Genomic DNA, 18,075 nt, shown 5'->3' with positions numbered 1-18,075 from the left:
AGATCGCACCGGCTCGCGGGGTCGTTTGATCTGCCATCGCGTCTGACCGCAACCCATCCGGCAGGCTCATCACAACGGCGGCGGTCAGCGTGGCGACCCACAAACTTCCCAAAGCAAAACTGACTGGTTTCCATTGATTACGCATCGTGAGAGTGTTCTCCAAAGGGGGATGGGCGGGTGAGTGATATTTCGCTCGTACCGTGGCGAAGTCAACGCAATGTTTCGCGACCTCGTCCAAACATTTGCCATGAGTTGCACGCATCCGAATCGCGGACGCTCCCATGAGTTTTCGAGAGCAGTACTACAGCGACCGGTGCCCATTTGGTTCACTTTGAACCGGAGACAAGTTGTCGAAAACGCTTTCGCTCCCCGGCGATGCGGTGACCTGGTCTGGTCCGAGATGTGCTGGCACTGGAGGACAGATCAATCGAGTCGTCTGCGAGGCACGACGTCGTTGATCGCTTGGTCGTTTTGCAGACAACGAGAGCGCCACCGGTGCGACGACCGTGACTTTCTGATCGCAAATCGATCGTGTTTGCGAAGAGGATCGTTATGACGAATGTCAAAATAGGAAAGCTGACCCACATCGACGCATGAAACTCCCTTTCAAGCCGGTGAGGGAAAACTAAATTCCGCTCGACAGTCCTCACGGGACTTTGCTAGCATGCAGCCTGAACATGTTGCGGGTGCCAACATGCCCAACGCGGTAGGAAACCACGATCCAATGATGCGACAAACAGTAACTGTGATTCTGGCCGGAGGTCGTGGTTCACGACTCGAACCACTCACACGGGATCGCGCCAAACCAGCGGTCCCTATTGGTGGTGCCTACCGCATCATCGACTTTGTACTGAGCAATTGCCTGAACAGCGATATGCGGCGATTGTTGCTGCTGACGCAGTACAAAGCTCAATCGCTGGACCGGCACATCAACGTGGCGTGGCGGAACTACTTCTGCCGCGAATTGGGTGAATTCATCGACGTTGTGCCGCCGCAACAACGCATCGATGACAATTGGTACCAAGGCACTGCCGACGCGGTCTACCAAAATATCTATGCGATCGAGCGGGAAGCACCCGAGTATGTGGTGATTTTGGCAGGTGACCACCTGTACAAGATGAACTACGAATCGATGGTCAATTTCCATCATCGCAAAGGTGCCGATGTTACAGTGGGCGCTTTGCGTGTCAGTCGCGAGGAAGCGAGACAGTTCGGCGTGATGCAGGTCGACACCGACAATCGGTTGGTGGAATTTCAGGAAAAACCGGAAAACCCGCGTCCAACTCTCGTTGATCCGGATGTCTGCTTGGCATCGATGGGCATCTACGTCTTCAACACTCGTTTCTTGTTCGAGCGATTGTGTGATGACGCGACTCAACCCGACAGCGAGCACGACTTCGGGAAAAACATCATCCCCGGCGCGATCGAAGACAGCCAAGTTTTCGCGTTTCCATTCACCGATGAAAATCGCAAGCGAGACGCGTACTGGCGTGACGTCGGTACACTCGAAGCCTACTACGAAGCCAACATGGACTTGGTCGGCGTCGATCCTCAATTGAATCTCTACGATCGACAGTGGCCGATCCGCTCTTTCCAACCGCAACTGCCACCGCCGAAGTTTGTCTTCGGAAGCGAAGGTCGATCGTCACGTCGCGGCGAAGCTCTCGATTCAATCGTTTGCCAAGGCGCGATCATCAGCGGTGGCTGCGTTCGGCGGAGCATCATCGGCACAGGCTGCCGCATCAACAGTTACGCTCAAGTTGAAGACAGCATTCTTTTCGATGATGTCAACGTTGGACGGCACAGTCGCATTCGACGTGCAATCATTGACAAGGGAGTTCAAATCCCACCAGAAACGGAAATTGGATATGATCTGGCACTGGATCGTGCTCGTGGGCTAACAGTGACCGATAGTGGACTCGTTGTGATAGCGCGCGGCGAGATGATCGCTTCGCCGGTATCCACCAATGGATCGCATGATCCGACATCCAGCTTGACTTCCTAACCGTGGCTTTCGGCAACTGCCGAGGGCTTCCTCGAAACCCTCCGCTGTGCCGTGAACCCGTCATTGATCGCCGCCGGTTTCTTTTTTGCCGCGGTCTTGATTGCAATCGGTTACCTCCTCGGACGTCGACGCGCCAAAGTAGCGACGGCGATCCCCCAAGGACCGATCATTCAAGAGGACGAGCGCCAACGCATGCTGGGCTTGCTCGAAGGCCTGTCGCGTTGGACCAACGAGTACTCCGGCAACGTTTCGAACTATCAAAGCGAACTGGGCGAACTCAGCGACGCGATGAGGATCAGCTTGCAGCAGTCGCGATCCGGCGCCGCTCGCAATGGCCGGGCCAACGAAAACCAACAAGCCAGCGATGCGAGAATGGTGACGTTGATCAATCAGATCATGTCAACGAACACCGAGTTGCAAACACGGTTGGAAGCCGCTGAGCAACAACTCGAAGAACAAACCGAACAAATCCAGTCCTACCTCACCGAAGCTCGCACGGACGGTCTGACGGGTCTGTTCAATCGACGAGCCTTCGACAAGAAACTCGACGAATTGTTCTCGGCCTACCGAGCCGGTGGCAAGTCGTTCACGTTGATTTTGATGGACATCGATCACTTCAAGATGATCAACGATACACATGGTCACCCAATCGGCGACATGGTCTTGCAACAGATCTCGCAACGACTCGGCCATGGATTGCAAGACGCCGAGATCGTGTCGCGATTTGGCGGCGAAGAATTCGCTATCCTGACGCATTTGCCAATTCGAGCTGCTGCCGACAAGGTCAACAAACTGCGAGACCGCATCGCCAACGATCCCATCGATGCGGGCTCAGCCGAATTGCAAGTCACACTGAGCGTTGGCCTGAGCACGCCACAAGAAGACTTGGTCATCGGTCCGATCGTTCGCCGAGCCGACGAGGCCCTTTATTCGGCCAAGAACATGGGACGAAACCGCGTTTACTTCAACGACGGCAACGGTGCCCAATTGATCAACGCTCCCGAAGTCATTCGCTCGTAAAATCGCTTGGCGAATTGTATTCCAAACCGGCGATCGGCAATTACTTGCCCGCCAGCAACCGTGCCGGGTTGGTGCACGTCCAAGCTCGGATGCGGGCCTCGTCGATCTTCAATTCCGTGCGCAGCTTTTTAGCCATCGTTTGAACGGAAGTTGCACATCCGGCAAAGTGCGTTCGACACTCCGCCCATGCCGCGCCGTCGTCATCGACATGAACGTTCTGGCCCGCCAACGCATACGTACCCGGTCCCAATCCAGCCGCACTGATCGCGTCGCTAACGATGACGATGTTCTCCTCAGGCACGCACTGCAAATAGTTGCCCAGGGCCATCATTGGGATATGAAATCCATCGGCAATGAAACTGATCGACAACCGCGAAGCTCGTGAAAGAACCCGCTGCACGATGTTGTCATGACGAGGAACCTGTGATGGACATGCGTTGCCCAAGTGCGTGAACATGAACAATCCCGAATCAATCGCGACGTCAAGTTCATCCAGGCTCGCGTTGGTATGTCCCGCCGCGACGATGATTCCGCGGTCATGCAGCCAACGCGTCGTGACGCCGTTGGGATCTTGCTCCGGTGCAAGCGTGACCAAACGCACGTGACCACGGCCCGCGTCCAGCAATCGCCCAGCATCCTCGATCGTCGCCGCACGAATCTCTGACTTTGGATGAGCCCCCGCGTAGCCATCCAACGGCGACAAAAACGGTCCTTCGACATGAATTCCCGCGATCGTCTTGGCGATGTCATTGTCCGCTTCAATGGCATCAGCGATTCGGCTGATCCGAGCGCACATGGCATCCATCGAATCCGTGATCACCGTGGCCAGACACCGATCGACATCGTGCGAACGCATGACGTCACAAGCGTGCTGAACCTGCTCGGTTGAAAGTTCGTTCCCGTTGAAGTCCACGCCGGCATAGCCGTTGACTTGAAGATCGACGTGGTTCAACTGCCAGGCTCCATCGAATTTCGAACGTCGCGATTCAGCTCGGCCGACGAAGCGATGTCGATGATCAGCGTCGCGTTGGGATGCTGGTGAAGAGCCGACGCGGGGACCATCGGATCGTTGACAACCGCCAACGTTTTCGCGACCGCTTCGGCTTTCTGGGCATCCGGGACCGAACAGAAAATCTGCCGCGATTTCAGGATCTGCTGAACAGACATGCTGATCGCTTGCGTCGGGACCTCCTCGAGCGATGAGAACCATCCTTCGCCAACTTGTTGCTCACGACAACGTTGGTCCAAATCCACCAGCAAATACGGTTCGGTCGTGGTCAAATCAGCCGGCGGGTCGTTGAACGCAAGGTGCGCGTTCTCACCGATTCCCACCAAGGACACGTCGATTCGAGTTTGCCGCAACAGATCGCCAACTCGTTTCATCGTTTCCGCAGGATCTTCGTCCCCGCGAAGGTAATGAAACGCTCCCGGCGAAACCTTTTCAACAAATCGTTCGCGAAGGTATTTGCAAAACGATGCGGGATGATCCGGCGATACACCAACGTATTCATCCAGATGGAAACCGGTCACCTTCGACCAATCGATGCCGGGTTGTTCGGCCAAAGAGGCCAAAACTTCGAACTGGGAAGCGCCCGTTGCAACGACGATATTGGCATGACCGAACTCACTCAGAGCCATTCGGATCGAGTCGGCAGCATTTCGGCCCACCCAGAGCCCCATTTCGAAGCGGTCAGCGGCTAGGATCTTGTTCAACATTGGCGGTCGCATGTGGCGGCTAACAAATCATTTGTTCATCGACAAGGCTTCATTGTGACACAGCCGGTAGCAGTAAACGAGAGTGGTTGGAAACGATACCGTCGAATTGGCCCTGCCATCGTCGTCGCGGCCGTCGTTCTTGGGCCCGGCAGCATCGTCAGCGCCAGCCGCGTTGCCTGCGGAGAAGGCTTTGATTTGCTTTGGATTGTCCCGCTCGCGGGAATTCTGATGATCGGCATGACCGCCGCCGCGATGACGATTGGTGTCTGCAAAGAAAATACTTTGTGCGGTCTGGTTGCCGATCGTTTTGGACGCTGGGCCGCCTGGGTCGTCGGATTGTCGCTGTTGATCGCGATCACGTTGTTTCAAGCATCCAACAACAACGCGATGTGGATGGCAGTCAGCGGATTCATTGGCCACGAAACCGTGAACAAATGGTCAACACTCGGACGCGCATCGGGCTTGTTGCTTTTCAACGGAGGCATCATCGCACTTGTGTGGCTCGGCCGGCGTGATCTGTATCGATGGATCGAACGTGCAATGGCGTTCCTCGTCGGTGCAATGGTCTTGTCGTTTGGTGCCAGCATGTTCGCATCAGCGCCTAACTGGGGCGATGTGATCGGCGGATTGATCCCAAGCCTCCCAGCTCCGGAACCAACGCTGACAAGCGATGCGGAGGCAGTCGCGAGTACAGACAACGCATCGATCGCGTGGTTGAGCATGGCGGCATTGGTCGCAACAACATTCTCGGTCGCGGGAGCGTTCTACCAGTCCTACCAAGTCAAAGAAAAAGGTTGGAAACGCGAAAATCTGTCGACTGGATTTGTCGATGTCTTCGTTGGCATCTCATCCCTGGCGCTGATCACCGGAATGATTTATGTCACGGCCGCCACGGCACTGCACGGCAACATCGCACCCGCAGATCTGACCGACGCATCCGTTGTTGCCCTTTCGCTCGAACCACTGTTTGGATCGTGGGCTCGAATCGTCTTTTCAATCGGTATTTTCGCGGGAGCGGCCAGTTCTTTCCTGGTCAACGCGTTGATTGGCGGCGTCGTTTTCTGCGACGCGATTGGAACGGACTGCCGAGTCTCATCGCGACCGGTTCAAAGAGCCACAATCGCGGCATTGCTCGCCGGATGGGCCGTCGCCAGCCTCGCTGCACTGACGGAAGTTGACTTGGTCAGCTTCATCGTCATCGCACAGTCGTTGACCGTCCTTTGCTTTCCGCTGCTCGCTGGTGTGATCGTTTGGCAATTGCACACCTTGGATCGCAAAGACGTCGCTTGGCCAATCAAAGTGTTGGCCTGGATCGGATTGGCGGTCGTGATCGCCCTCTCGCTGAAAACACTCAGCGGATTGATCTGAGTGTTCTCGTGTTGAAACAACGCGATCGAGCGATCGCGTGAGTGACCTCGAGACAGCTGGCTAAATCAGTGAATCGCAGCCGCGAATAGTTGCGAGATTTTTGCTTGTTGATCCGGGGTGACCCATCGCAAATCGATCGCGACACCATCATCCGATGGTTCGACTAACAGACATGTGTCGCCTTTCGTCAATCGCTCGACGACCACCGCGGGACTGGACGTGTTGACTCGCACCAGAACTCGTCGCGACGGAAGCTTGCCTGACTCGAGAGGCATCGTCGCACTGTCCTGCGTCACGACAGCAGACGTCACGCCGTCGATGCCCGACAACTGAGTCGCCAACCGTTCGGCGCGGTCCTGCAAATTGCTTTCACTAGCCGCGATCAAACGATCCACCGGCAAATTGTTATCACAAGCCAACAAAGCCGCCGCGTTCAGCATGGCGGCCATCGCATCGGGAGCCTGCAACATGGAAACTCGTGGGTCCTCGTTCCACACCTTCATCCATTCCGTGCGTCCGATGAGAATTCCCATGCCGGGTGTTCCCGTCAAAACACCGCCACCGATCAACGCCGCATCGGCACCCGCTCGGATCAAACCTGCCGCACTGCAGCAACCTTCGGTAGAAGTTCCGAGCAATCGCGCCGACGGTGCCACAACGATCTCCGAAACTCCGTGTTTGCGACGTGACTCCACATCCAGCGTGCAACACTCTTTTGGCAAACGCACCAACGTTGTTGTTCGTTGACCACCGAACGATCGACTGGGACAACCGCCCATCGCGTCGACCAAGTCAGACTCTTGAATGCCATCGCTCGTGCCGACTTCGCGAACCGCACCGCCAGTCCAACGTTGCAGTTCATCGGCCAAGCAGGCCGGACTTCCGCTCCGCAAAGGCACCGCACAACAACGTGGCACCAAAATGCGTCCGGCCCGTCGCCCGCATTGCCCGATCAAACTCAATCCCGCATCAAACGAATTGACAACGAGCACCTGCACATCGGTGCCACAAGGCTCGCTAAGGAAGCGTTCGACCGGCTGGGTGTTTCGACGATCGTGAGACAGGCTGCAATCGCCCATCAGATACGGTGCCGCGGCGGCCAAGACGGATGGATCGACGGCCACGCCGCTGCCGCGTTCATGTGACAAATTCCCAGATCCGTTGATCAAAGACTGCGGGCCTTGGAAGGCTGATGTTCCAGCCCAAGCATCGCGAAAGGGTGCGGCACTTGCTTCGGCCTGCTTCAGGATCGTGTCGACCTTTTCGCGAGCCACACGAGGAAGTTCCTCGACCAACTTGCTCGCTTGGTCCTTGAGGTTTTGTGCGGTCTCCGGGTCTGTCGCTTGCCGGGCCAAGTCGGCAACGCCGCGTCGCAACAAATCCACCGTCCAGGGAGGCAGTGCCATCAGATATCGTTTTCAATGAGAGAAGTAGACCAGTTCGAAACCGTCTCATCTATCATCCTCCACTCAATCCCAACACGCAAGAAAGGATTTTTGGTGACCAATCGGTCAAGGACGTTCTAGATCTAGAAAGTCATTGACGTTGGCAACGCGTTCTTCCGGACCGGGTGCGGCTTGAGGAGCACCAAACATGGAGCTGAAGAAACCAGGCGAATCCGATTGCGAATTCGGCTTCGTTTCGGTTCCCGTCCCAGCAAACATGTTCATCGGGTTCAAACGAGCTGGGTTGAACGTTTCCTTGGTACGCTGCCAAGACTTGGAAGCGGTGGTTTTGACATCCGTCATCAAACCATTCTTGCGTTCCACAATCCGATCTTGATCCTCATTGGGAACCAAGAAGCTTGGCATGCGGAAAGCAGGTGCCTTCGGCATCGAAGGCATCTTCCAGTTTGCGGGATTGAGTGTCTGAGCCATCTTTGAGAAAGCACCCGGCTCCGCCCCTTGCGCAGAGGCGGACGTGGCGGCCATGCACTGGCTGCCAACGAACAAACAAACGCAAACAGTTAGTCGACGCGAAAAAGGCGACATTTCAAAACGGGGCATTGAGAACGCTCCACGTACTACGATTCAGAAAATTCAACGTTGAATCAGCTATCGCTTTTCCGCCAAAACCGTCGCAACCCCAGTTTCTAAAAACGAAGTCAAAAAGTGTGACAAAACGGTTCAATAAGGAACGTCGACGGCGTCGCATAAGAACCGCATCAGCGGACGTGCATCGCGAATCAGTTGAGTGATCCGAGCGACGGCGTCTTTGCCGGTGATCTCTTTCCGATTCATTTTCGCGATTCCGACAAAGTCGATCCGCCGTAGATCCTCGATCATCGGATGGTCGCGGTCGTAGTCTCGCGGAGAGGTCTTCAACTGTTCGCCGCCCATTTCAAACGACGTGCGAAATGACTTGGCATTGCGAGCCCGCAGCCACACCTTGGGTTCTTCCGCGATGGCCGCCCGTATCGCCGCGAGAGATTCCCGTTGCGGTCGCCAAACGCCCATGCCCACAAAACACTCTTCCGGGGACAAATGCACATAGCTGCCCGGCGTGTGGATGTCTTTCGACAATGTGCCGCTAAAACACGCATCATGTCTCATCGAGATGCCCACGTTGGTCTTGTAAGGCGTCTTGTCTTTGCTAAACCGCGTGTCACGGTAAATCCGCATCAGCGAGCCACCCTGCGTCTTGTCGATCACGCGAAGCATTGGCGCGGATCGTTTCAGCGGCACGGCGAGCTGTCGAATAAGCTCCAGCGCAGGCTCCCGAACGTCGGACTCATAGCGTGGCTTGTTCTCCGCAAACCACTCTCGATTGTTGTTGTCAGAGAGATCTTCGAGGAAGTGGAAGAATTCAGGTTGGATCGGAGATGTCATCAGGATCAGGCTGCGGTTGCTTGCGGAACTTTCTTACCTTGCATTTGATAGACGTAACGCAAGATTTCCGCCACCGCTTGGTACTGTTCCGCTGGGACTTCTTGACCCACGTCGACCAATTTGTACAACGCCTGAGCCAGCTCTTTTCGTTCCACCACGGGAATGCCGTTTTCCAATGCCAACCGGCGAATCCGCTGGGCAATCATGCCCGCACCTTTGGCCACCACGATGGGAGCCGGCATCGTCAACGGATCGTACTTGATCGCGATGGCAAGTTCGGTCGGGTTGCTGGCAACCACGTCGGCCTTGGGAACCTCGGATCCGAGTTGGCCCATCGCCAATTGACGTGCCACTTGACGACGACGAGCCGCGACCTGCGGATCAGCCTCGGTGTCCTTCATCTCATCGCGGACTTCTTGGTCCGTCATCATCAAGTCTTGTTCCGTCTTCCACCACTGGTAGACATATTCGAGCAGTGCCAAAACAAACAATCCAACACCGATCCACAACGACACGCCGAACAAGGTGTCAAACATCGACTTGGCTAACTGGGGCACCGAAAGCGACGCCATCGAGATCACATCGCCGTGGTGAGCCCGAAGTGCGAGGTACGCGATCCCGCCAATGATGCCGACTTTGAACATCCCAAAAACCAATCGCATCACGCCCTGAAGCGACAGAATTCGTTTGGCTCCGGACAACGGGCTGATGTTGCTTAACTTTGGCATCAACTTCTCAGTCGACAGCAACAACCCGGACTGAAAGACGTTGATCAACACGCCACCGATGAACATCAGGATCATCATCGGCACGGCCGCCATCGCCAGGCGTTGCGAGATCTGCAACATGTACTGCGTGGCATCCTGATTGGTCATCGGTGCCAGCTTCGTTTCGCCGAGAGCTTGCTCAATGCCTCCCGACAAATAAGCCGCCATGTTTCCACCGATGGCGTAAAGAGCTCCGATCGCGGCCAGCAACAGAGTCGCAGACGTCAGGTCCTGGCTTTTCGCGATCTGGCCTTTTTCGCGAGCCTGCCTGCGTTTGCGTTCTGACGCTGAGTGTTTCTTATCTCCACCGGAATCAGACATCAGGCGTTGTCCAAATCGAGGCCAATCGCTCGACGTTCGCCGTCAAGTCTTCTTGGAACAACCACGCAACCGAACCGATCGTCAGTGCGGTGACCACCAACATCGCCAGCGCGTTGATCGACAACCCGATCGCCAACACATTGATTTGTGGCAACGTGCGACTGATCAAACCAGTCACCAAGTTCGCCAGCAACAACGCCGCGATCACCGGCCCCGCGACGCGCACGCCGCTGGCCATGGAATTGCCCATCACCACAATCACGGCGTCCATCATCGAATCAGTGAACTGCACGTTGCCGGGTGGAATGTGTTGAAAACTTTCGACCAATAAGCGCAGCACCACACGGTGGGCTCCCGTGATCAACATCACCGTCGTGACCAACATGCCGACCATCCGAGCCAACGCGGGCATGCTGCTGGACGTGGTCGGATCAATCGAATCACCCAACTGCATCCCTCCGGTGCTGGTGATGGCTTCCCCGGCCAATTGCAAACCGGTGATCACCATTTGAGTCGTCGCACCGATCAACATTCCAATCAATGCTTCGCGTCCAATCGCGACCGCCAACTCCGGCAGGTTGTCAATCGTCGGCATCGAAGGATGATCGCAGTGCGCGGCCAAAGTCGGCATCAAGATCGCCGTTAAAATCAATGCCAACAAAGCTCGGATGCGTTTGGGGACTCCCACGCCAATCGCCGGCATGGCCATCAGCAACATCCCCAGACGAGTCAGCACGAGCGTGCCGAGCACCAAGTGATTGAAAATCCAATCGACGAAGGCTTGCATCGCTACAAACCACCCGCGTCTTCAAAGACATGCCGAGTGAACTCGACCATCCGAGACATCAACCACGGCAAACAGGCGATCAAGACCGCAGCCATCGCCATGATCTTTGGAACAAACGAAACCGTTTGATCCTGAATTTGGGTGAGTGCTTGAATCAGACCGATTCCCAGACCAGCCAGCATACCGACCGCCAGCATCGGCAATGCCAAGACAACAGCGGCCAACAAGGCTTCGCGAACCAAATCGATTGCGTCAGATGCTTCAAACACGGCGCGTTATCCCATTGTCCCAAAGCTGTTCATCAACATTTCCACCACCAAACGCCATCCATCCACCAACACAAAGAGCAGCAGTTTGAATGGCAACGCGATCACGGCGGGAGGCAACATCAGCATCCCCATCGAAATCGTGACGCTGGCGACGACGAGGTCGACGATCAAGAACGGTAAGTAAATTTGAAAGCCCATCAGGAACGACGTTTTCAGTTCGCTCAGGATGAACGCGGGCAAGAGGACTCGCAGAGGCACATCATCAAACGTGCTGGGCACGACGGCGTCGGGATCCATGTATCCGTAAAACAACACCACATCGTCTTCGTTGCGAGCTTCGCGAATCTGCCAAGCCATGAATTCGCGAATCGGAATGGCACCCTTTTCGAATGCCTCTTCCAACGTCATCTCAACTTCGGGATCGGTGTACGGCTTGATCGCATCGTCGTAGACGCGAGTCCAAACGGGCGTCATCACGAACAAAGTCATGAACAACGCGACGCTCGTCATCACTTGGCTGGGCGGCAACGACTGAAGCCCAATGGCTTGTCGCAGCAAACCCAGCACGATGATGATGCGGACATAACAAGTCGTCATCAACAAAATCGCGGGTGCCAGCGACAGCACCGTGAGCAGCAGCATGACTTGCAAACTGCCGGCCAACCCCTCGGGGCTGGTCCACTCATCAGGCCCACCGGCGATGAAGTCGAGCGGTTTGCGGTCGGTCGGTTCGGGTGCGTCGAAATTTTCGGGACCGCCAAAGGCTTGAACCGGCGTTCGGTCGAGCACTTCGGGATCGGAAACGGTCGCCTTGCTGGGCAGCGGATCATTCGGGCGAACGATGCTGGGCTCGGCTTGTTGCGCGACGGCTTCCGAACCAATCCCAGCCGCGAACAGGAACGTGCAAACGCCAGCCAACAACCATCGCACCATGAAGGCCCGATCGCATTCGTTCACTCGAGGACAATTCAGTCGGGCAAACACAGCCAAAGCCACGGGAAGATGGAAAGCACCCACGTCAGGCCGAGCACCACGCTCGACCGTTCCGAGTCGCGACTTTAGGAGAATTTGTCATTTCGCCGAAAGTCGGATTCGCAGGTCGATTTGTCTCAGCCTGAGATTTCGCGAAATGGCTGGAGAAGACGCCTGTTTCCCCAGGTAGAGCCGGTTTCCTCGAAGAGAACGGAGGATTCCGGCCACCAAACGGGGATTCCTCCAAAAATCTCGGCAGAGAAAGCCACCCGACGCCGGAATCGAAACTTTTGTGGTGCCAAAGGGTTGAAACCATGTAGGCTAAAACCCGATCCGATTCGCTCGGCCCAATTTGCTCAGCGAGTCGAATCTGGTGGCCATTGCCTCTCTTTTCACGCTTTCACTCGTCATTTTTGACTTTGCCATGTTCACGAGCCCACTCTCAATTCGATTGCTGCTCATCCCCGCTCTTGCCATTCTGATGTCGCTGCCGGCCGCCGCTCAGCCTCCGGGGCGAGGTGGGTTTGGCGGAGGCGGATTCGGTGGTGGCGATCGAGGCGGCCGCGGAGGCCCCGGTGGCGGTGGTGAACGCGGTGGCGGAGGAGACCGTGGCGGTCGTGGTGGCGGCGAACGCGGCGGCGGTGACCGAGGAGGAGGTGGCGGACGTGGTGGATTTGATCCGTCCAGCATGCTGCAACGGTTGGACCGCAACGGAAACGGCACGCTGGATCCCGACGAACAAGAGGGCCCCGCCGGATTCCTGATTCAACGACTCGCGGCGTCCGACTCCAGCATCAAAGCCGGTCGTCCAATTCCACTGTCGAAATTCAGCAGTGCGTTTGAAAAAATGCGTGAAGAACGCGAAGGCGGTGGTGACTCCCGCGGCGACAATGATCGTCGCAGCAGCCGCGAAACGGACGACATGGAATTGGAAATGTTGGTCCCGGGTTTTGGTTTGGAAGCGGATCCTGTCTTGGTTCCCGGTTTCGGCCCAGCCGCTGAAATGATGGCCACGCCCACCACCGATGAAGATCGCAAGTCCGCACGTGAAGTTTTGTCTCGTTACGATCGCGACAAGGACGGCCAGCTTGGAAAAGACGAAATCTCCAGCCGCTTCTGGGGAAATCCGATGGACTTTGACCGCAACGGCGATGGCAAGCTTTCCGAAATGGAGCTGGCGACTCGTCAAGCCGTCCGTCGTGGCAACGAAGAAGAACGTCGAGACGATCGTCGCGATGACCGCCGCCGAGACGATGACGATGATCGCGAAATTGTTGAAGTCGATTTTGGTGGACGCAAGTCTTACCGCGTTGAGGGACCAGGGATGGCTGAAGGTATGCCGAGCTTCTTTGCTCAACGGGACCTCAATCGCGACGGACAAGTCTCGATGAACGAGTACACGAGCGATTGGACACCTGATCGCGTGGAGGAATACTACCGTTGGGACCAAAACCAAGACGGTGTGATCACGCAAACCGAAGTTCGCCGAGGTGTGGACGACGGTGCCGTTGCGACGGACGCTCCAATTGGCCGTGCGGCACCAGGCTCTTCTTCCACCGCACGGTCGACCAGCTCGGGTTCGAGCTCCGGTCGTTCCAGCAATTCATCTGCCGCCGATGGTCCGCCGCCAACGGAAAAGGAACTGAAATACGCCGCGACCATCATCGGTCGATATGACAGCAACAAAGACGGAGCATTAACGTCGACCGAATGGAAGTCGATGTTGCTCAGTCCCGCCGGCGCGGATTTCAACGGCGACGGTCGCGTCACGATCCAAGAGTACGCTCAGCACATGGCAAATCGGTCGAAACGTTGATCGTTTTCGATCGAGAACCCAACCAAGCAACGCTCAGCGATACTTTGATAATCCGCGATCAACCGTGATCGCGGTCAAACCAAGATTTGGTTCAGTTCATCGTTGATCGCGCGAGCCGATCGGAGATTCTGGAAGACACATCCGCATTCGCAGCGATCATCTTCACTCTGTCGAAGCCAGATGACCGTCACGGTGCCGCTGACGCCCGATGGGGTGCTGATCAACAATCGTTCGGACGGCTCAACTTGTCCGACCAATGTGATTCGCATGCCAGATGCCGAGCAATCTTCGAGCACTACATCGCTGACCTCTGATTTGCCGTGCGCACGCCGAATCTGAATAGGCATTCCGACCTGCATCCGTTCTTCTTCGCGACGCGTGATCAGGCCCTCATCCACCATCCGATCGATCAAATCCAAATCAATGGAGCGACGAAAACGGAATCCGAAGGTGTTCGATCCCACCGACGTCTGTTGATTCCAACAAAGCCGGCCGGCGACCTCCAGCTCGATTCCCAATGTTGGCGCATTGATGCGAAGCACGGCAATGGTGACATTCGAATCCTCACCCAATTTGGCCCGAATGGCGCAACCACCTTGGCTCAGGTCAGCTAATTCGCATTCGTATTCCTTTACTACGTCGTCGCGAAGAATCACCACGACAGCCTTCAAACGGTCACGATGCTTCGCATAGAAGCGATCGCTCGCTCGGTTTTGGCCGTTTACATCACGCGTCATGAGGTTTGGAAGAGAGTTGGAGAGCAGGGGGCGGAATCATCTGTGAAACCCTACGTCATGAAACCCCCCAAGCCTCGGAAATCCGTAGGCTTCGTGAACTTGTAACGGTTTTGCCGCTTGTCCCACCGCTGCAACTGTTGGGATTCGTTCGGAAGGCAAAATCATCACAATCGGACCCGGGATGACCCGATGACCAGTGTGTCGAACATCATCCCGCTGTTGATCGAGTCCTATGTTGCGTCCCCACCGCCATTCAGATGCCACTGCCAGTTGCCGTGCCCGCGGTCGGCAGCGACGGCGATCTCGGATGCTCGCGATCTTCGGTTTGGCAACGCTGACGTTGCTGGCCCAACCCTTGTTTGCGCAGACGACTCGGACCAATCAATTCGTCACCGGAACGGCAACTTCGACCGCCGACGAATTCGTCACGGCTTCTAAGGTCGCCGCGTCTCCCAGCGTCGCCGCAGGCACCGGTGTCGCTACCGCTCGGCTGATGCTTCCGCAATCAGGCTCGACAATCGTCAAACAGCCCACCCTGGAAGCGCCGCCGAATTGGTTGACGCCGCTCGCCACGTCTCCGGCCGCCGAACCAGCCGGTTTCTCGGGCCAAACCCCGGTCGGCCCCCATCAAAACAGCTTTGAGTCGTTCCACCCCGTTGCGGTCGGCGAAGAACCTCAACCAACCGAGGCACCTCGCATCGCAATGCGTCCACCAACTCGGACCAATGACGCGACCAGCACGCCTCGACAAAACCAACCGAACAAGCCCGGCGCAGGTGCAAGACCTCAACGTTTGCCAATGGCGGAACCATCGTCGCAACCAGCGGCAGAGGTTGCAGCCGCCAAATCAACCGCTCAACGATTTGCCGAAGTGATCGCCGAACGACGTGCGATGGAACAAGCCAAAGCTCCCGTGACACCACCGGCTGCTGCTTCAGGCATGTTCCTGGCGACTCAAACGGCCAAGTCGAAACTCGATCAAGCTTGGAAGCACTTCCAACAAGCCGAGGTGGAATACAGTTCCGCAGCCTACGCATCCGCTGAGACATCGGCTTGGCAAACGCTGCACTTGGCCGCCGAAGCGATCGACTTGCACGACCAGCACACCCGTTCGCGTTCCGCGATTGAATCAGGGCAAGCCGTCGCCACCGCTCCATCGCGCTCCGCCGTCCGACGCTTGCAAGCCGGACGAGACGCTTTGAACGAGGCACAAGATTTCGTCGGCCCGTACGCCACGGATGATCCCGAATCGATCGCACGTCTCGCTCGATCGCACCGAACTCCCGTCGTCCGACAAGGCCTACCACGTCGCGGACGAGCGGCAGCACCTTCGCATCCCAACTATCAATCTGCTCCGAAAGATGAGCTTGGTTGGTACACCGAGATGTTGGTCGAAAGCACGGATGGTGGAACGCAAACGATTCCCACGGCCACCGAGGCGATTGATCGCTACCTCGATTTGGCCCGAATGGAACTCAGCGAAGTCGCCGCCCAAAGCTTGCTCGCCGCACAAGCCATGGACTTGCTCGCCGCAATCCGACTCGGTCGAGGCGAAGCCACTCAGCTGCCGGGACCTTCCGCGATCTGTCTACGTCGAGCGGCTGTGCAAGGTCAAAGCAACAATCCGGACTTGGTTGCCAAACTGGGGTTCCACTTGGCCGACGTTGGCTTGATCGAAGAAGCCACCTGGGCGTTGCAGCATTCGCTGACGCTGCGGTACGACGTCAACGTGCTTCAAAAACTCAACCAAATCGAATCGCTATCGCCCGCCGCCACCACGGTCTTGAAGGGTGCTCCAATTCGGTCGCAAGCACAAACTCGACGCACACCCGACGTGGTCACGATGTCGCCGCAACAGTTTGCATCGGTCTCGCGAAGTGTCATCCCAGCACAAACGGGAAACGCACAGAACAACTCCGGATCAATGAACGCAAAGAACGTTTCGACAACGGTTCCGGTCCACGCTCAACCGGCCAGCTACCGTTTGATGAACACTCCGCCCGCAACGGCGGCGCTTGGACAATCGCTCCCTGTCCAAGAATCAAGTCCTGCTGAAGCATCAGAACCAACTCAACAACCGACTCGAAACAGTTCACGTTTCTTGCCTCAACTAAAAAAGTGGTGGTAAGACCATGCGATTGATTTCTCGTCTTTCATCGATCACTCCGCAATCGATGAACATTGCCGCCGCTCTCTTCGTGGCTGGGCTTTGTTCCTTGCAAGTCCAAACCACACATGCACAATCGCGTCCGGGTGAGCTGCTACCTGCTTCCCATTCGCAACGTGTTCCCGTTCCGTCGCACACGGTCGTCACGCATTCAAACGTTGCACATGCACCAGCTTGGAATGGCATGGGTTCGCAAAGTGCATGTGGGCCATGCGGTTCGTGTGGAACGCACATGGTTTTGACCGCAGAAGGCTATGGTTGCCCCAAATGCATGCTGGGCGTCGACTGCGCGACCGCGTGCGGCAGTGAGGCGCGTTGGCAAGACATGAAGCCAATGGACTTCGATAAATACGGCCCCGGCGGCTACACCGGTCCCGCACGTTTGCGACACCTGGCGAAATACCATGTTCGTCCCGGCGACCAACTTCAAATGGTTTACTTGGTCACTCGTCGACAAGACGCGGGCCAATATCGCTTGATGCCCGGCGACCAAGTTTCGATTGAATCCATCGCCGACGAAGACTTGGATCGTGGAACGCTGGAAAGCGGTTTGCTGATTCAACCCGATGGATCGATCACGGTGCGTTTGCTCGGGCAAGTCCAAGCGGCCGGACTGACAGTCCCGGGACTGCGAGACCTATTGGAACGCGAATACAAAGCGTTCTACGACGATCCCGCAATCGACGTCACACCGGTTCGCACCAACACCTTGGCAGAAGACATCCGTGCCGCTGTTGGTGGATTGGGCGGGTTCACCGCGCAAGCCATCACGACGACGGTCATGCCCGACGGTCACATTCGATTGCCCGGCATCGGCCAAGTCAGCGTGCAAGGGTTCACGTTGGAGCAACTCAAACGCGAAATCAATCTGCGTTACGCGGAAGTCGTCGTTGGATTGGAAGTCGAACCGATCCTGACTCAACAAGCACCGCACTTTGTGTACGTGCTTGGACAAGTCGGACTGCCTGGACGCCAAGAGATCACCACACCGACAACGGTGCTCGGTGCGATCGCGGCCTCGGGCGGTCACCTGCCCGATGGCAACTTGCGTCAGGTCATCGTGTTCCGACGGGCGGAAGATTGGCGAATGATCAGCACCATGCTGGACCTCAACGGAGCCATCCGCGGCAAACGTCCGACTCCCGCCGATGAGATCTGGGTTCGCGATGGAGACGTGATCGTCATTCCCGATCGTCCGATCACCGTGTTCGGCGACTTTGTCCGCCAAGTCTTCACCGAAGGCATCTACGGCATCGTTCCCTTCGGCGGATTCTCCTTCAATAGCGACTCGTTGAACTAGCT

Annotated in this window: 16 protein-coding genes; 6 read left to right on the top strand and 10 right to left on the bottom strand. The window is 56.6% G+C overall.

Annotated features, from left to right (window positions below; translation table 11 throughout):
- The first annotated feature begins 664 nt into the window (after nucleotides 1–664).
- Nucleotides 665–2,005: a glucose-1-phosphate adenylyltransferase gene (gene glgC, locus B2R17_RS11585; protein WP_286764112.1), complete on the top strand. Its 1,341-nt coding sequence runs from the start codon at nucleotides 665–667 to the stop codon at nucleotides 2,003–2,005.
- A 51-nt stretch (nucleotides 2,006–2,056) separates the two neighbouring features.
- Complete coding sequence (locus tag B2R17_RS11580; RefSeq protein ID WP_286764111.1) at nucleotides 2,057–3,025, top strand: GGDEF domain-containing protein; 969 nt, start codon at nucleotides 2,057–2,059, stop codon at nucleotides 3,023–3,025.
- 40 nt (nucleotides 3,026–3,065) lie between these two features.
- On the opposite strand, the gene B2R17_RS11575 is transcribed toward B2R17_RS11580, so the two are convergent.
- The gene (locus tag B2R17_RS11575; RefSeq protein ID WP_286764110.1) at nucleotides 3,066–3,977 is read right to left on the bottom strand and encodes an N-acetylglucosamine-6-phosphate deacetylase; all 912 of its coding nucleotides are present in this window, start codon (nucleotides 3,975–3,977) and stop codon (nucleotides 3,066–3,068) included.
- Complete coding sequence (locus B2R17_RS11570; RefSeq protein ID WP_286764109.1) at nucleotides 3,974–4,741, bottom strand: glucosamine-6-phosphate deaminase; 768 nt, start codon at nucleotides 4,739–4,741, stop codon at nucleotides 3,974–3,976. Before B2R17_RS11570 ends, B2R17_RS11575 begins: the two co-directional genes overlap by 4 nt.
- Before the next feature lie 54 nt (nucleotides 4,742–4,795).
- On the opposite strand from B2R17_RS11570, the gene B2R17_RS11565 reads away from it, so the two are divergent.
- Entirely contained in the window at nucleotides 4,796–6,109 is a 1,314-nt protein-coding gene (locus B2R17_RS11565; RefSeq protein WP_286764108.1) for an NRAMP family divalent metal transporter, read from the top strand.
- A 65-nt stretch (nucleotides 6,110–6,174) separates the two neighbouring features.
- On the opposite strand, the gene B2R17_RS11560 is transcribed toward B2R17_RS11565, so the two are convergent.
- From B2R17_RS11560 to fliP, 7 genes are all read right to left on the bottom strand, one after another.
- A complete protein-coding gene (locus B2R17_RS11560; protein ID WP_286764107.1) occupies nucleotides 6,175–7,515 on the bottom strand; it encodes a hypothetical protein in 1,341 nt (446 codons plus the stop codon).
- A 105-nt stretch (nucleotides 7,516–7,620) separates the two neighbouring features.
- Nucleotides 7,621–8,115: a hypothetical protein gene (locus B2R17_RS11555; RefSeq protein ID WP_286764106.1), complete on the bottom strand. Its 495-nt coding sequence runs from the start codon at nucleotides 8,113–8,115 to the stop codon at nucleotides 7,621–7,623.
- A gap of 120 nt (nucleotides 8,116–8,235) precedes the next feature.
- Nucleotides 8,236–8,937: a DUF2461 domain-containing protein gene (locus B2R17_RS11550; protein WP_286764105.1), complete on the bottom strand. Its 702-nt coding sequence runs from the start codon at nucleotides 8,935–8,937 to the stop codon at nucleotides 8,236–8,238.
- A 5-nt stretch (nucleotides 8,938–8,942) separates the two neighbouring features.
- Nucleotides 8,943–10,025, bottom strand: coding sequence for an EscU/YscU/HrcU family type III secretion system export apparatus switch protein (locus tag B2R17_RS11545; RefSeq protein ID WP_008665741.1), 1,083 nt, complete (start codon nucleotides 10,023–10,025; stop codon nucleotides 8,943–8,945).
- Nucleotides 10,018–10,812 (bottom strand): flagellar biosynthetic protein FliR, encoded by a 795-nt coding sequence (locus tag B2R17_RS11540; protein ID WP_286764104.1) that lies wholly within the window; start codon nucleotides 10,810–10,812, stop codon nucleotides 10,018–10,020. Before B2R17_RS11540 ends, B2R17_RS11545 begins: the two co-directional genes overlap by 8 nt.
- A gap of 2 nt (nucleotides 10,813–10,814) precedes the next feature.
- On the bottom strand, nucleotides 10,815–11,081 hold the full coding sequence (locus B2R17_RS11535) for a flagellar biosynthetic protein FliQ (protein ID WP_008652825.1): 267 nt from the start codon (nucleotides 11,079–11,081) through the stop codon (nucleotides 10,815–10,817).
- 6 nt (nucleotides 11,082–11,087) lie between these two features.
- Entirely contained in the window at nucleotides 11,088–12,077 is a 990-nt protein-coding gene (gene fliP / locus B2R17_RS11530; protein ID WP_286764103.1) for a flagellar type III secretion system pore protein FliP, read from the bottom strand.
- A gap of 400 nt (nucleotides 12,078–12,477) precedes the next feature.
- Here fliP and B2R17_RS11525 point away from each other — a divergent pair, with 400 nt between their 5' ends.
- A complete protein-coding gene (locus B2R17_RS11525) occupies nucleotides 12,478–13,869 on the top strand; it encodes an EF-hand domain-containing protein (protein ID WP_286764102.1) in 1,392 nt (463 codons plus the stop codon).
- A gap of 74 nt (nucleotides 13,870–13,943) precedes the next feature.
- Here B2R17_RS11525 and B2R17_RS11520 read toward each other — a convergent pair whose 3' ends face one another.
- Nucleotides 13,944–14,606 (bottom strand): PilZ domain-containing protein, encoded by a 663-nt coding sequence (locus tag B2R17_RS11520; protein WP_286764101.1) that lies wholly within the window; start codon nucleotides 14,604–14,606, stop codon nucleotides 13,944–13,946.
- Between the two features lie 307 nt (nucleotides 14,607–14,913).
- On the opposite strand from B2R17_RS11520, the gene B2R17_RS11515 reads away from it, so the two are divergent.
- A complete protein-coding gene (locus B2R17_RS11515; RefSeq protein ID WP_286764100.1) occupies nucleotides 14,914–16,734 on the top strand; it encodes a hypothetical protein in 1,821 nt (606 codons plus the stop codon).
- 271 nt (nucleotides 16,735–17,005) lie between these two features.
- Entirely contained in the window at nucleotides 17,006–18,073 is a 1,068-nt protein-coding gene (locus tag B2R17_RS11510) for a polysaccharide biosynthesis/export family protein (RefSeq protein WP_037250738.1), read from the top strand.
- Nucleotides 18,074–18,075 lie beyond the last annotated feature (2 nt).

This window comes from Rhodopirellula sp. UBA1907, from assembly GCF_002337565.1.
Taxonomy (GTDB): Bacteria; Planctomycetota; Planctomycetia; order Pirellulales; family Pirellulaceae; genus Rhodopirellula; species Rhodopirellula europaea.
Note: the sequence above shows the minus strand (reverse complement) of the source record. Positions and strands in the feature narration are given on the sequence as shown.

What these genes read in the sequence shown, in the direction of transcription:
- glgC (WP_286764112.1), top strand. Translation starts at nt 665, where the DNA reads ATGCAGCCTGAACATGTTGCGGGTGCCAACATGCCCAACGCGGTAGGA.
- B2R17_RS11570 (WP_286764109.1), bottom strand. Translation starts at nt 4,741, where the DNA reads ATGTTGAACAAGATCCTAGCCGCTGACCGCTTCGAAATGGGGCTCTGG.
- B2R17_RS11560 (WP_286764107.1), bottom strand. Translation starts at nt 7,515, where the DNA reads ATGGCACTGCCTCCCTGGACGGTGGATTTGTTGCGACGCGGCGTTGCC.
- B2R17_RS11555 (WP_286764106.1), bottom strand. Translation starts at nt 8,115, where the DNA reads ATGCCCCGTTTTGAAATGTCGCCTTTTTCGCGTCGACTAACTGTTTGC.
- B2R17_RS11550 (WP_286764105.1), bottom strand. Translation starts at nt 8,937, where the DNA reads ATGACATCTCCGATCCAACCTGAATTCTTCCACTTCCTCGAAGATCTC.
- B2R17_RS11545 (WP_008665741.1), bottom strand. Translation starts at nt 10,025, where the DNA reads ATGTCTGATTCCGGTGGAGATAAGAAACACTCAGCGTCAGAACGCAAA.
- B2R17_RS11540 (WP_286764104.1), bottom strand. Translation starts at nt 10,812, where the DNA reads ATGCAAGCCTTCGTCGATTGGATTTTCAATCACTTGGTGCTCGGCACG.
- B2R17_RS11525 (WP_286764102.1), top strand. Translation starts at nt 12,478, where the DNA reads ATGTTCACGAGCCCACTCTCAATTCGATTGCTGCTCATCCCCGCTCTT.
- B2R17_RS11520 (WP_286764101.1), bottom strand. Translation starts at nt 14,606, where the DNA reads ATGACGCGTGATGTAAACGGCCAAAACCGAGCGAGCGATCGCTTCTAT.
- B2R17_RS11515 (WP_286764100.1), top strand. Translation starts at nt 14,914, where the DNA reads ATGCTCGCGATCTTCGGTTTGGCAACGCTGACGTTGCTGGCCCAACCC.
- B2R17_RS11510 (WP_037250738.1), top strand. Translation starts at nt 17,006, where the DNA reads ATGGTTTTGACCGCAGAAGGCTATGGTTGCCCCAAATGCATGCTGGGC.